Origin of the sequence: Moraxella sp. CTOTU47915 (assembly GCF_031986685.1) — a bacterium.
GTDB classification, from domain to species: Bacteria; Pseudomonadota; Gammaproteobacteria; order Pseudomonadales; family Moraxellaceae; genus Faucicola; species Faucicola tetraodonis.
Genome location: NZ_DAMAAE010000005.1, coordinates 158967 through 173063 on the forward strand (window position 1 = coordinate 158967; position 14097 = coordinate 173063).

16 protein-coding genes are annotated in these 14097 nt (G+C 45.5%); 8 read left to right on the forward strand and 8 right to left on the reverse strand.

What is annotated here, in order from left to right:
* Nucleotides 1-27: 27 nt before the first annotated feature.
* The 3 genes from mraY to RTL34_RS05970 all read left to right on the forward strand — a co-directional run bounded on the left by mraY (nt 28) and on the right by RTL34_RS05970 (nt 2880).
* Nucleotides 28-1146 (forward strand): phospho-N-acetylmuramoyl-pentapeptide-transferase, encoded by a 1119-nt coding sequence (gene mraY / locus RTL34_RS05960; RefSeq protein ID WP_007115049.1) that lies wholly within the window; start codon nt 28-30, stop codon nt 1144-1146.
* A gap of 202 nt (nt 1147-1348) precedes the next feature.
* A complete protein-coding gene (locus tag RTL34_RS05965; protein WP_065253782.1) occupies nt 1349-1921 on the forward strand; it encodes a hypothetical protein in 573 nt (190 codons plus the stop codon).
* A 62-nt stretch (nt 1922-1983) separates the two neighbouring features.
* On the forward strand, nt 1984-2880 hold the full coding sequence (locus RTL34_RS05970) for a putative RNA methyltransferase (RefSeq protein WP_312115419.1): 897 nt from the start codon (nt 1984-1986) through the stop codon (nt 2878-2880).
* 45 nt (nt 2881-2925) lie between these two features.
* Here the strand turns inward: RTL34_RS05970 and xerD are convergent, their stop codons facing one another.
* From xerD to recN, 6 genes are all read right to left on the reverse strand, one after another.
* A complete protein-coding gene (xerD, locus tag RTL34_RS05975) occupies nt 2926-3870 on the reverse strand; it encodes a site-specific tyrosine recombinase XerD (protein WP_312115422.1) in 945 nt (314 codons plus the stop codon).
* 36 nt (nt 3871-3906) lie between these two features.
* Nucleotides 3907-4179, reverse strand: a complete 273-nt coding sequence (gene tusA / locus RTL34_RS05980) for a sulfurtransferase TusA (protein ID WP_050324895.1) — start codon at nt 4177-4179, stop codon at nt 3907-3909.
* The gene (locus tag RTL34_RS05985) at nt 4172-4639 is read right to left on the reverse strand and encodes a hypothetical protein (protein ID WP_050324896.1); all 468 of its coding nucleotides are present in this window, start codon (nt 4637-4639) and stop codon (nt 4172-4174) included. Before RTL34_RS05985 ends, tusA begins: the two co-directional genes overlap by 8 nt.
* Complete coding sequence (gene ruvX, locus RTL34_RS05990; RefSeq protein ID WP_063619555.1) at nt 4636-5121, reverse strand: Holliday junction resolvase RuvX; 486 nt, start codon at nt 5119-5121, stop codon at nt 4636-4638. Before ruvX ends, RTL34_RS05985 begins: the two co-directional genes overlap by 4 nt.
* The gene (locus RTL34_RS05995) at nt 5114-5680 is read right to left on the reverse strand and encodes a YqgE/AlgH family protein (RefSeq protein ID WP_312115431.1); all 567 of its coding nucleotides are present in this window, start codon (nt 5678-5680) and stop codon (nt 5114-5116) included. Before RTL34_RS05995 ends, ruvX begins: the two co-directional genes overlap by 8 nt.
* A gap of 83 nt (nt 5681-5763) precedes the next feature.
* Entirely contained in the window at nt 5764-7470 is a 1707-nt protein-coding gene (gene recN, locus RTL34_RS06000; RefSeq protein ID WP_312115433.1) for a DNA repair protein RecN, read from the reverse strand.
* A gap of 574 nt (nt 7471-8044) precedes the next feature.
* Between recN and ppnP the strand changes: the two genes are divergently transcribed.
* The 5 genes from ppnP (at nt 8045) to RTL34_RS06025 (ending at nt 12280) form a co-directional block, all read left to right on the forward strand.
* Complete coding sequence (ppnP, locus tag RTL34_RS06005; protein ID WP_007115041.1) at nt 8045-8383, forward strand: pyrimidine/purine nucleoside phosphorylase; 339 nt, start codon at nt 8045-8047, stop codon at nt 8381-8383.
* Between the two features lie 61 nt (nt 8384-8444).
* Nucleotides 8445-9221, forward strand: coding sequence for a 23S rRNA (guanosine(2251)-2'-O)-methyltransferase RlmB (rlmB, locus tag RTL34_RS06010; protein WP_312115435.1), 777 nt, complete (start codon nt 8445-8447; stop codon nt 9219-9221).
* 75 nt (nt 9222-9296) lie between these two features.
* A complete protein-coding gene (locus RTL34_RS06015) occupies nt 9297-9956 on the forward strand; it encodes a potassium channel family protein (RefSeq protein WP_312115436.1) in 660 nt (219 codons plus the stop codon).
* Nucleotides 9957-9993: 37 nt separating this feature from the next.
* Entirely contained in the window at nt 9994-11391 is a 1398-nt protein-coding gene (locus tag RTL34_RS06020) for a TrkH family potassium uptake protein (protein ID WP_312115438.1), read from the forward strand.
* A gap of 178 nt (nt 11392-11569) precedes the next feature.
* Nucleotides 11570-12280, forward strand: coding sequence for an exonuclease domain-containing protein (locus tag RTL34_RS06025; RefSeq protein ID WP_312115440.1), 711 nt, complete (start codon nt 11570-11572; stop codon nt 12278-12280).
* 44 nt (nt 12281-12324) lie between these two features.
* On the opposite strand, the gene hemJ is transcribed toward RTL34_RS06025, so the two are convergent.
* Nucleotides 12325-12768: a protoporphyrinogen oxidase HemJ gene (hemJ, locus tag RTL34_RS06030; RefSeq protein ID WP_007115035.1), complete on the reverse strand. Its 444-nt coding sequence runs from the start codon at nt 12766-12768 to the stop codon at nt 12325-12327.
* A gap of 106 nt (nt 12769-12874) precedes the next feature.
* A complete protein-coding gene (locus RTL34_RS06035; protein WP_312115442.1) occupies nt 12875-14026 on the reverse strand; it encodes an aminotransferase class I/II-fold pyridoxal phosphate-dependent enzyme in 1152 nt (383 codons plus the stop codon).
* Nucleotides 14027-14097: the final 71 nt, after the last annotated feature.

Below are 14097 nucleotides of genomic sequence, written 5' to 3' on the forward strand. Positions count from 1 at the left end.
ACCCAGAACCCCCTAAGGAGTCCACTCGTGCTATTGTGGTTATTTGAATGGCTAAGCCAATTTTATTCCCCATTTTCGGCTGTGTCATCGCTGACCTTACGTGTTTTATTGGCAGTGCTGACTGCGCTGGGTATCAGTATGGTGTTTGGTGGCCGCGTCATCGAACGGCTGCGGGCGCTCAAATATGGACAAGCCATTCGTAACGATGGTCCACAGAGTCACCTTGCTAAAACAGGCACACCCACCATGGGCGGGATTTTAATTTTAGGCAGTATTTTGGTGACCACGCTACTGTGGGCGAATCTAACCAACCCCTACGTATGGATTTTGCTGGTGGTCTTGGTGATTTTTGGTGCGGTGGGCTGGGCAGATGACTGGCTAAAAATCAAATATAAAGACCCAAAAGGCTTGATTGCACGCAAAAAATATTTTTGGTTGTCGGTTGGTGCTTTATTTGTGGGTGTGTCCTTGTACTGGATTGCCAGTCAGCAGCCGCATGTGGCGACAGCTCACGCCATGCAAGATTTACTGATTCCGTTATTTAAAAACGTGTCAATTCCTTTCTCCGCTGTACCATTGGGTTTGGCGTTTATTATCTTTACTTATTTTGTGATTAACGGCACCTCAAATGCGGTCAACTTAACCGATGGTTTGGATGGTCTCGCCATTTTTCCTGTGGTGTTGGTCGCGGCAGGCTTAGGGGTGTTTGCTTATGTGTCAGGGGATTTTCGCTTTGCTGAATATCTCCACGTGCCCTATATTGCTTATAATAGCGATGTCACAGTCGTGTGTGGTGCCATGGTTGGCGCAGGGCTTGGGTTTTTATGGTTTAACGCGCATCCCGCCCAAGTGTTTATGGGTGATGTGGGTGCATTAGCGTTAGGCGCAATGCTCGGCACCATTGCTGTGATGACGCGCCAAGAGATTGTACTGTTCATCATGGGTGGTCTATTTGTGGCAGAAGCGGTATCGGTCATGCTACAAGTAGGCTCTTACAAACTGCGTAAAAAACGCATCTTTCGCATGGCGCCCCTGCATCACCATTTTGAAGAAGGCGGCTGGAAAGAAACCCAAGTGGTCACCCGTTTTTGGATTATTACCATTGTCTTGGTTATTTTAGGGCTGATGACGTTGAAACTTCGCTAACTTTGCTAACTTTGCTACGCTCGCTAACGGCGCTTTGCATCAAATGGCATCTTTGGATGTCATTTTTTTTGTCTGTATTTATTTGCGCATGTGCAAAAAATTAAATATGTTATAATTTTTCTATGGTGATGACTAAATTATATGCAGGAATTTTGATGACAAGCCACTGATATAGCAGAGCACTGTCACAATAAGGAGGTGTGTGTTGAAAGTAACTATCAATGAAATCCCTGTTACACTAGCTTGTAGTGAGGCAGGCAAACAAGCGCTTAACACGGTTGAAATGACGCTTAGACAACGCCAGTTTATCTTATTGATTAAAGAAAATACTAGCTTGGGCGAGCAAGCGGTGAGCAATTTATTGTCTAAGTTAGATTTACAACAACTGATTGAAAAAGGCTGGATTAGTTGCGATGTGCCGCTAGGGCAAATTTTCAAACAACCTAGCACCCCTGTTGCAGCGTTGGCAAGCGCTATTGCCACTACAGACGCACCATCCGCTGAAACTGTATTAAGCAAAAAATGCTGTGATAAAAAAACGGGCACGAAAAATTTACAGTCATTCCTAAATACTTATACCAATGCTAAGCTAGCAGCTCCTACCATCCCTGATGTGTCAAACATTGAATTGCCATCGCTGCGAGCAACGGACACATCACAGCAGCATCCGATGGCAGATTCAGCACTGGCATTAAAAATACCTGAGGCATTGCAACCAAAAATGGCTCAAGTGCATGAAGATATTATGATTTTGCAAAGTCTGATAGACGACTGATTTTGCGCAGTTACAGCGGGTTACACGCTTTGGGTTTTTAAAAGCTTTTTTGAGATATTTTTATGGTGGCATTGCCTTCGACATTTTCTGCAAATTTTCGCTGCCCGATCTGCCAAAGTCCGCTAAAGGTGGGTGAAAAAGTTTGGCAATGCAGCGGTGAAAATCCGCAGCAGCGGCAACATGACTTTGATGTCGCTAAACAAGGGTATGTGAATCTACTGCCGGTGCAAAATAAGCATAGCAAAAACCCTGGCGATAGTGATGAGTCGATTATGGCGCGTCGTCGTTTTCTGCAAGCGGGGTTTTATCAGTCGCTGCAAGATGGGCTGTATGACTTTTGCAAAGGGCTATTATCCTCCCAAACATCGGTAAATTGGCTAGACATTGGCTGTGGCGAAGGATATTACACTGAGCGATTTTTACAGCTTAACCCAAGCAAGTTAGTCGCGCTTGATATCAGCAAACCTGCCGTACTTGCTACGGCCAAACGACTTAAACCAATTAGCACGACCACGCAAAAATATTGCTTAGTGGCATCTGCTTCACAAGTACCATTGGCCAGTCAGGCGGTGAGTATGTTGACCAGTATTTTTAGCCCGATTTTGGCGGATGAATTTCATCGGTTGGTCAGCGATCAGGGTTTTGTAGTGATTGCCAAGCCTGCCGTCAATCACTTGATTGAGATGCGTGATGGGCTATTTGAACAAATCGTGGCGCACGACTCAGACAAATTTATCGATGAATTAGCACCGTATTTTGAGTTGGTTAAGCAAACGCGGGTGGAAACCACGATTTCGCTTACCGCTATGCAGTTACAAGATTTATTGACGATGACGCCCTATGCGTTTCGGGCGCAGCCAGCCAGACGTGAAGCATTAATCGACCGCTGCCAGCAAGCAGGGTCAATGCGCTTTACGACCGATTTTATGATTTATGGGTTTCAAAAAATTTGTCTGTAAAAAAAGCGCCCGTCAGTGGGCTATTTTTTTACCTTATAAACAGCCTTAAGCGCGCGGATGATGATGCTGATGTAGCTGTTGCAGTCTTGCCGTAGCCACATGGGTATAGATTTGGGTGGTTGATAAATCGCTGTGACCCAATAACATCTGTACACTGCGCAAGTCAGCACCGTGATTGAGCAAATGAGTAGCAAAGGCATGACGTAAGGTATGCGGAGAAATTTCGCTTTCGATGCCGGCTTGCTTGGCGTAGCGCTTAATGACATACCAAAAGTTTTGGCGGGTCATGTAGCCGCCTTGTTGGGTCAAAAATACCGCTTGGCAGCGACTTTCTCGGCCATTTTTCATGATACATAATTGCGGTCGCGCTACGCTCAAATAATCGGTCAATACATCAATCGCCACTTCGCCAAGGGGTACCAGCCGAGTCTTATCACCTTTACCGGTAACCTGTAACCAGCCTGCATTGAGATTGACTTCACTTAACGATAAATGAATAAGCTCAGAGACACGCAGCCCGCACGCATAGAGCACTTCAAACATGGCTTGGTCACGCATGCCCAATGGGGTCGATGTGTCTGGGCTGGCGAGTAGGGCATCGACATCACTTTCGGATAAATCTTTGGGTAGCGCGCGCCCAAGTTTTGGGGTCTTGATATGCTCACACGGGTTGTCATCACGCTGATTAGCGTTGATTTGCCATAAAAAAAACTGTTTGAGCGATGATAAGGCACGCGCTTGGCTGCGCGCTGTTTTGCCTTGTTTATAGAGCGCCGCTAGGCAAGCTAACACGTCACTGGCATCCCAACGGGTGATGGCTTTGCTACAGGTGGCTTCACACAGTATCAAGTCACGAATATAAGCATTGCGCGTATTGGTGGCAAGTCCCCGCGTCAGCAATTCTTGGCGAAACTGCTGAATATAACTGGGCTCATCATCAAGGTGTAAGGCTTTGACTTGGCGAGGTTGGCGCGCGGCGACTTGGGACATAAATGACTTGAAATCTCGGGATAAGGGGGCGTTTTTTTAACCAGCTTTTTTCTTAATCCAGTAATGATACACATTGGCATACGGATCAGGATTTTGGTGTTGTTGGGGGTTGATGATGTCTTGCTGCTCGATAAGTTCATGCCCCAGATGACGACAAAAATTGGGGATATCGCGCGTGGTCGCAGGGTCAGTGGCGATGACATGAATCACCTCTCCCGACTGCGCTTTACGAACGGTTTTATGCAGTAGCATAATCGGCTCTGGACAAATCAGCCCTTGGGTATCGAGTTGGTAATTGGCATCAGGCATGTTGAGTCTCTGTTTTTTGAGTTTCTGTTTGTCGACTTTCTTGGATAAAATTAAAAAAACGGGTTAAATTGGCTTTAAACATAAACGCCACCCCAATCCAGGCGGCTAGCGCGACATAGCTACTGATAACAAACAAGCCAAATCCCATACCGATACACAGCGCAAGCATGCTCGGCTGGCTTAAACGGTAACGGTATAAAATAAACGCCACATAGCAGGATAGCGGTATGGTCAGTCCAACAAGTCCGTAAGGCACCCAATGAAACAAAGTATAAATCGTTTGACTGTCCTTAAACTGTGACAAGCTCTTTAGGGTACCAAATAATAAAAATAGCGCAATTGCTAAATAAACCAGATAAATTGACCATTTGTTGAGTCGCTGTGCGTGCTCAATCAAACCAAGAACAGGGGCAGAAAAGCCTTTGGTCGTTGGCGTAGTAGGTGCATTTAATTGAGTCATGATAACAGCGCTCCTTCGCCACTTCTAAGCCAACTGCCGAGCATAATCGCTGAGGCGATACTATCAATCGGCTCTTTGTCACTTTTGATTAACCCATATTCCCAAGCCAAATTTTTGGCTTCACGGCTAGTTAAGCGCTCATCCGCCAAAATAATCGGCCGTGGTCGATGCGCTTCCTCAAGCTGGTGCTTAAGCCTACGAGCAAATTTTTTGGCACGATTGCCAAGCTCTGATGCAGTACCATCCATATTCAGCGGCAAACCGATGATGATGGTGCTTACTTGCCATGACTCGATAATTTTTAGCAATTCATCCCAATTGGGTTTGCCATTATCCATTTTAAACTGCATCAACGGGCTTGCGGTTTGGGTTAAGGTATTGCCCAAGGCGATACCCATTTTTGCGATGCCAAAATCAAGCCCCATCACCGTTTCGATAGTGTGGGTGTGATGGGTATCTTGTGCCATAGTCAGGTTAAGCATGCCCGATATCCGTACTCAGTTTGTTAAAATCAACGCCCAACTGCTGAGCGGCGACTTGCCAGCGAGTCTGATGGTCGATATCAAACAATAGCCCCATTGATGCCGGCAAAACAAACCAATCGCCTTGGTTGATTTCTTCTTCTAGCTGCCCTTTTCCCCAGCTGGCATGACCCAAACAAAGCTCAAAATGCTCAACGCCTTGACCACCCGCGATACTTTGTAAAATATCCTTGCTAGTGGTGATACAGACGTTTTCGGTGATGGCAAACGAAGATACCCAATCGGGCTGTCCCGTATGGAGCACAAACCCAACTTCCGGGTTCATAGGACCCCCATCTAAGGGTAATTTTCGGTGCAAGTCGGTGATGGTCACATCAATATTTAATTCTTCAAACAGTTTGGCAACGTTGCTGGTTTCGATGGGTTTGTTAATGACTAGCCCTAACGTGCCTTGTTGGTCTTGACGGCAAATATACACCAAAGATTGATAGAAAATCCCGCCGTCAATATTGGGCGAGGCTATCAAAAAATGGTTGGTAAGATTTTGGTTTTTTGACATTCAGTGGCATACCTAATTAAAAGCGACTTAAAAGCGGCAAACATTAAAAACAATAAACATTAAAAGCGACAAGCGATATTAAATTAACTGACACGGCGACTTGCTAGCAAGCTACGCGCGTGTTTGAGCGTGTCTTCGGTGATATTGACCCCGCCCGACATGCGCGCTAATTCCTGCACTTGGTCATCGCCCGACAGGATTTTTAAGTGAGACTGGGCTTTCTCTTGCTGGGTTTTGTACACCAAAATATGCTGATGGGCTTGTGCCGCGACTTGCGATTGGTGAGTGATAGCAATGATTTGTTGTTCTTCACCCAGTTCACGCAGTAACTCGCCCACCACTTGCGCCGTGCCACCACTGATACCCACATCCACTTCATCAAATACCAATAGCTGACGGGTGGTGGTTGCCATATCGGTCGTCGTATTACGGCAAACTCCTTGTGCATCAATGACTTGCATGATAAGGGCTAGTCGTGATAATTCACCACCTGAGGCGATTTTGTGAATCGGTTGCATTGGCATACCGACATTGGCACTAAATAGCAGTTCAATTTGCGATAACCCGATACTTTGCGGTTTATCAAGTGGGGTAAATTCAAATGCCGCTTGCACATTGGGCAATGCCAACGCTTTTAACCGTGCGACTAGCGCTTCAGCTAATGTCTTAGCATTGGCTTGGCGACTGTCATCCAACGCTTGGGCTTTTTGCAGGTAGGCTTGATAAGCTTCTTCAATTTGCTCTGCCATCGCTTCAGGCGACATCACTGATTGCAAATCATCTAATTGCTGTTGCCAGGCTTGGCTATCTTCAACAAGGCTTTCAGGCGTGGTGTGATATTTACGCGCGAGTCGGTGGAACGTCGATAACTGCTCATCAAGTAACGCTAACCGCTTGGGGTCAAGGCTTTGTCCTTCGGCATAATTGCTCAAAGTGCTAGCCACTTCAGCGATTTGGGTATGTGCTGAGTACAACTGTTCAACGCAATCCGCATAGGTTTGGCTAAGCTCGGTTTGCGCTTCACACAGTTTAATCGCCCGATTAAGCAGGCTTACCACATCGGGCTCATCACTGTCATTATCCAGTAATTGCACCGACAAGGCGGCTTGCTGCATGAGGTTTTCAAGGTTAGATAATTCATCGTATTCAGCTTCAAGTTCACTGTATAAGACAGTGGCAATTGGCTCAATATCGGCTAATTGATTGCTCAATAGCTGAATTTGCTGCTGGCGCAATTGCTCATCTTTGGCGTGCTGGGCGGCTTGTGATTTAAGGCGTTCGTACTGCAAAAAAGCCTGTTTTACGTCGTTTGCTTGGCTATTTAAGCCCGTGGCGCTATCAAGCCATTCCATCACAAACTGCGGACGCAGCAAACTTTGCTGGGCATGTTGGCTGTGAATATTGACCAGTAACCCACCCAAGGTTTTAAGCTCATTCATACTAATGGGCATGCCATTGAGCCAAGCTTTACTACGAAGCGCACCGTTTTGGTTAGCAAGTTGCCGGCGAATCAGCAGCGTATCGTCTTCAAATGGGTAATTTTGCTCACTAAGCCATGCCATGACTTCGGGTAATTGACCGATATTAAATTCTGCAAAAGCGTCTGCCGTGGTCTGTCCATGCCGAATCAAACCTGCGTCACTACGACCACCCACGCACAAGGTCAAGGCGTCAAGCAACAGTGATTTACCAGCACCTGTCTCGCCAGTGATAATGTTAAATCCAGCATTCATCTCAATCTCAGCATTGGTGACGAGTGCTAAATTTTGTAAGGTTAACTGTGTCAGCATATCAATCCTATCATTGACGTTAAGAGTGGCACATTGGCGGTCAAATTTGCAAAAACTTTATTGTAACCTTGTCATGAAAAGCTCACAATAATCCTAGACAAGTCTTCAAAAATCAGTAAAAATTCCATCTAGCTGTTTCACACTAAACAATAGCATAATTGGGACAATTACAAAATAAGCAACGCAAAAATCCAAATTTCCGTCAGCTGGCTATCTTTGATGGGTATCTGTGTCTAGCAATCTTCGCCTAGTCAAGTTGAGGGCGGTTTCATCGATTGTCATAAAACATAGATTGTCATAAAAGTTGACTAAATTTGATGATATTCTATTGGTCTAAACAACGTCTGCACAAGGATAACGGAACATAATTTTTTATCAACCGTTAACAATCTATCGGCAATACCATTGGCTGATTGCGACAAGTCACGGACTGCGTTTGATTATAAAACCCATTTGTCGATTAAAAAAAGCGGGTTGCCGCAAAACGACTTGCCCATCTTTATAATTCTTTATAATTTTTTATAACAAGGCAGCGTTATCAAGTCAACTGACTGTGTATTTTAAGGAGAATCTCATGACGTCACCTAATCGTTTCGACCATGTATCGGTAGAAAAAATAGCGAATGTTTACTATGAAGGTCGTACTTTTAGTCGGACCGTTTGGTTTGAAGATGGACGCAAAAAAATGCTAGGAATCGTGCTACCTTGTGATGCCGATGTGCCAGCCTATGAATTTAAAACCGACTCATCTGAACGTATCGAAATTTTGGCAGGCGAGTGCGAAGTCAAACTGGCAGGCGAGGAAGAATTTACTTATTACCGTGCCGGTCAAGCGTTTTTAGTCGAAGGGCATAGCAGTTATGAGCTACGTAATGAAGCAGTCGTGCAGTACATTTGCCACCTAGAAGGCTAGCGAATAATATACAAGGCTAGGGGCAAGGCAAATATAAAATTGAAGAAAAGGGTCATCAATCATGGCAAAACCGAGTTATTTTTATGGCATTCATGCCGTGCAATCCATCTTGCAACACCGCGGTATCGATGGGTTGACACTCTTTATTCAAGACGGTAAAAAACAAGATGATGCCACGGTAGCCAACATCACCGAGCTTGCCCAAACCTACGGGATTGCGATACAAATCAGCGCCAAAGACAAACTCACCAAGCTTGCAGAAAGTCCGCAGCATCAAGGCGTGGTATTGCAAGCCCGCTTTGCTGAACTCCAAGATGAGGCAGATCTCAAATACCTCGTTGACAAACACCAAACCGAGCGAAAACCGCTATTGCTACTGGTGCTTGATCAAATCACCGACCCGAATAACCTTGGCGCGTGTTTGCGTACCGCTGTGGCAATGGGCGTCTCAGCCGTCATTATTCCCAAAAATCATAGCTCAAGCATCACCCCAGCCGTGGCAAAAGTCGCCGTCGGTGCGGTGGAATTAATGCCTTTTATCCAAGTCACTAATCTTGCGCGTACGCTCACTGACATCAAAAAACAAGGGGTGTTTGTGTTTGGTACGGCACTCGATGACACGGCAAAGCCCGTGCAAGACTGTGATTTGACAGGTGATGTGGCGATTGTGATGGGCTCAGAAGGTGACGGTATTCGCCGTTTGACCGCAGATACCTGCGACCAGCTGGTTTATATCCCGATGCCCGGCAATGAACATGGGCAAATCCAAAGCTTAAATGTCAGTGTCGCCACTGGCATGGTGTTGTATGAAGCCAGTCGTCAGCGCGCTAAAAAATAATGAGAAAATATGTTATCTGTATTGATGATTTAAAAAAAATTGCTCAGGAAGTGGGCTAAGAAAGGAAAAATCAAAATGCAATTTGCCATTATCGGACTGGGTGTTTTTGGTATTACCTGCGCTAGAGAGCTTGAAAAATTGGGCAACCAAGTCCTAGCGATTGATATTGATGAAAAACTGGTCGATGACATCAGTGAACATGTCACCCGTGCCGTGATTGCTGATGCCACCGACAAAGACACCATAGAAGAGCTTGACCTTGCAAGTTTCGACGGCGTGCTCGTGAGCATTGGTGATAACCTTGAAGCCAGCTTGCTATGTACACTCAACCTACTAAGCCTAAACGTACAAAACCTATGGGTGAAAGCCAAAACCGACTCCCATCACCAAATCCTAAAAAGCTTAGGCGTGAATAATATTATTCACCCCGAACAAGACATGGGGATTCGTATTGCCCAAAAAATGAACTATCCGATGGTCAAACAATACATGGCATTGGGTGACGAGCAGTTTTTGGTTCGTCTAGACCCGCCTGAGCAGTGGCGAGGGCACCCGTGGTCGGATGTACAACACAGCCATCCTGATATTACTTTTATCATGCTAAAACGCAACCAGCAAATCTTTAACCAATTACCCGATGGCTTTTTCTTTCAAGGTGGGGATAAATTGGTGGTGGGTGGTGATACCCAAGCGCTGCGTCGCCTTGCCAAAGCCATTCGCCAAACGGCTATTTAGCTCACCACTCACGCAAAAAAGGTAATTAGGTGTAGATATGCCGTTTCGTGAAGTCAAAAAAGGCGAAAAACCAAAGATTGTTGATAAATCAAAACCCAGCACTCACGACCTAGAGCCGCCTACCAAACAGGGACTGCAGTTGTCCTCGCCTGCGATTTTGTCCTTGGGGTTTTTAGCGTTAATTGTGATGGGGACGGTTTTGCTGTCATTGCCAATCGCAACAATTCAACCGATTAGTATCCTAGCGGCAGCCTTTACCGCGACGTCTGCGGTGACCGTCACGGGGCTAAATGTCGTAGATACCGCTAACTATACCACGTTTGGACAACTGGTGATTGCCGCGCTGATTCAATTTGGCGGTCTAGGCTTTATGACCTTTGCAATTTTGGTATTGACCAGTCTGCAAGGTAAAATGGGATTATCCGGCTCAATCACGGCGCAAGAAGCGTTGGGTACTCATAGCAACCAAATTGGCAGTACCGCCAAAGCGGTAATCAAAATTGCCTTTATCACCGAGAGCTTGGGTTTTTTAGGGTTAACGCTATTGTTAGCACCGCTAAAAGGGCTAAAAGATGCGATGTATGAAGCGTTTTTTCTGTGTATCTCAGCGTTTAACAATGCAGGTTTTGCGCTAAATGGCAACAATATGACTGCCTATGTGCACCAGCCGATGATTAGTTTTATCATAAGTCTGCTGATTATCACGGGCGGTATCGGGTTTTTGGTGATTTTAGATATCATCAAACACAAGCGCTGGCAAAAATTTACCCTGCACACCAAGGTCATGGTTTTGGGTACACTAGCGCTCAATATCATTGGTTGTATGGGGTATTGGTTACTTGAGCGTCATAACGCCAAAACGATTGGCGGATTGAGCGAAGCTGGGCAGTGGTTTGCGTCTTGGTTTATGGCGGTGACGTCACGTACTGCAGGCTTTAATAATATTGATTATAGCCAAGTGACAGATGCCAGTACGTTATTGACTTTTATATTGATGTTTATTGGCGCAGGCTCAATGTCCACAGGTGGCGGTATCAAAATCGGCACGTTTGTGGTTATCCTAGCATCGACTAGGGCATATTTGCGTCAGCACCCGCAAGTGACGATTTTCCATCGTGCTATCTCTGATCACTTGGTAAAAAAATCGTTTGCGGTGATGAGCACCTCGATTTTGATGATTGCTTTAGCGGCGTTTATTTTAACCATATGTGAGCCAGAAGGGCATTTGACTGATATTTTATTTGAAGTGATATCGGCATCGTCAACCGTCGGTTTATCGCGAAATTTCACCCCGACCTTGAGTGAGCCCGGGCAATGGGTGATTATGTTTATGATGTATATGGGGCGTCTTGGACCGTTAACCTTGGCGTATTTTATCGCCACCCCTAAACCGACCCGTATTCGTTATCCTGAGACCCATACCCTTGTTGGTTGAGTTGGCTAATTTAACAGGGTTAGCGAAGTGGCAAATACCAAGCAAAACCTTTAGGCAGCGATTGATGTACCCAAGATACTGAGAATAAGATACTTAAAACCTAACGAAGCTATCGCCAAATCGTGTATGATGATTGTCTACAACGGGTGAATTGAGCGATTTAGTAAGTTTTAAGGTTATGAGTAGTTATATTTTAGATACAGAAGCGCATGGATTAGTTGAGCCACATGCAACCGAAATTGCCTACATTGGCGTGGTGTTTAGTCCAGCAGGCGAGCTGATATTACAGACCCACAACGCCTTTGAGCAGCGCTTTAACCCACACAAAAAAATTACTTTGGGCAGCCAAGCCATCACAGGGATTTTTGACGACGATGTGGCAGACAAGCCGCCGCATACTGATTTTCAGTTACCAGAAGACTGCGAGTATCTTATTGGGCACAATATTGACTTTGATGCTGACGTACTGACCAATGCCAAATGTGATTTATCAAACATTAAGCGTATTTGCACTTTGGCACTGGCACGGCATTTTTTCCCGCAGTTAGATAGCCATAGTTTGGGTGCGTTACTGTGTTTTTTTGAGCCGCAGGTTGCCAAAAAAAATATCAAATTCGCGCATGGTGCCAAATACGATATTTGGTTTACCTTTTTGGTCTTAAAAGCTATCTGCTATCAGCATCACATCACCGATATGGCACAGCTGTATCAAGCCAGTGAACATGCCCGAAAACCCACGGTAATGCGCTTTGGTAAACATAAAGGGGTTGCCATTAAAGACTTGCCGGCTGATTATGTCGATTGGCTGCTCAAACAAGCTGACCTTGACCCGTATTTACACCTTGCGCTCACCGAACATAGCGCAGGCAATCATGGCAACCTTCTATGATTGAACCCTTGCGCTATGATTTGATCCCTGAAGTGCTAAAATGATTACGCGCCAAATTGCGGTTTAACAATCACCAAAATCACCACAGCGACTAAAATAAACACCGGCACCTCATTAAACCACCGCCAAAAAACATGGGTTTTATAGTTAGGGTTGTCAATCAGTTTTAAGCGAAATCGACCACAAGCTACATGATATACCGTCAACGCAATGACGCAGGCTAGCTTAATATGTAGCCAAACTTGGGTTTTATAACTGTCCCAATTGGGTAGTAGCATACACAAGCCAAAAATCCAAGTGGCAATCATCGCAGGTGTCATGATGCCGCGATACAGTTTACGCTCCATCAATGCAAATCGCTCTTGACTGATTTTATCGGCACTCATGGCATGATACACAAACAAGCGTGGTAGATAAAAAATCGCGGCAAACCAACACACCAATGAAATCACGTGCCAAGCTTTAAACCATAAAAAATATTCTGTCATTGCTTACCCCAATGATGATGCAACTCAACAAGCTTGCTCTAAATAAGCTTATTCTAAATCAGCTTACTCTAAATAAACTTGCCCTAAAAAAGTCTGCAAATAGCCGTTATTTTAAAGTCTGCATGACAGCAAGTAAATCCGAGATTTGTTGTTCACTATGGCGAGCGCTTACGCAAAAGCGTAGCCGTGCTGTGCCTACCGGCACTGTAGGTGGGCGGATGGCCGACACCCAAAAACCGCGAGATTTTAACGCGTTGGCAAGCTGCAGGGTTCTGTCATTATTGCCAATGACCACAGGAATAATGGCTGTGGTCGGTATTTGATTATCAATAGCTACTTGCCAATTTTGCTGCAATAGCCCTTGACTCAGCTGTTTGATATTGGCAAGTAATTGGTCACTGCGCAAAGTATCGGTGTGCGACATGGCAATGCTAGTTTCAGTCACGCTGGCAAGCACAGGGGGCATCGCCGTGGTATAAATAAATGAACGGGCAAAATTGGTCACATAGTCAATCAGCTCACTCGAACCTGCGACAAATGCGCCACTGGTACCTATCGCTTTACCAAAGGTGCCGATATAGATATCCGCTTGCGGTTGGGCTTTTTTATAAGCCTGATAGGGCAAACCAAAACCGTGGGCATCATCGACCATCAAGGCGCATTCATAGCGAACCGCTAACGCATGCAGCGCAGCCAAATCCGCAATAGTACCATCCATACTAAAAATATGATCCGTTACAATCAGTTTTTGCTTAGCGCTACTTTGCGACAGCAGCTGCTCTAATTGGCTATAATTGCGATGCCCAAAACGCATGACTTTGGCACGGCTAAGGATTGCCCCATCGACAATGGAGGCATGATTGAGCTTATCACTGAAAATCACGCTGTCTTTACCACACAACGCTTGAATCACACCGACATTCGCCATATACCCTGTACTAAAAGTTAATGCACGTTCATAGCCTGTCACTTGGGCAAGGGTGATATCCAACTGTTCATGCCAAAGCGTATGCCCCGTAATCAGGTGCGACGCGCCACTACCCACTTGCTGGATGGTTTTTGCAGCTTGGCTAAATGCTTGTATGAGTTGCGGGTCGGTGGCAAGTCCCAAATAATCATTGCTGGCAAAGTTGACGTAGGTTTTGCCATCTATGTCAATGGTGGGCGTGACGCCATGACTAATGGGCGTCAGTTGACGATACAGGTCTTTTTGGCGCTGTTCATCAAGGGCTGATTGAAGGGAAAAATTGACTAACATACTGTTTAACTCTGTTAAAGCATCGTTAAAGCATCTAAGAAAAAACCGCCACTTCGGCGGTTTCTTGGCAT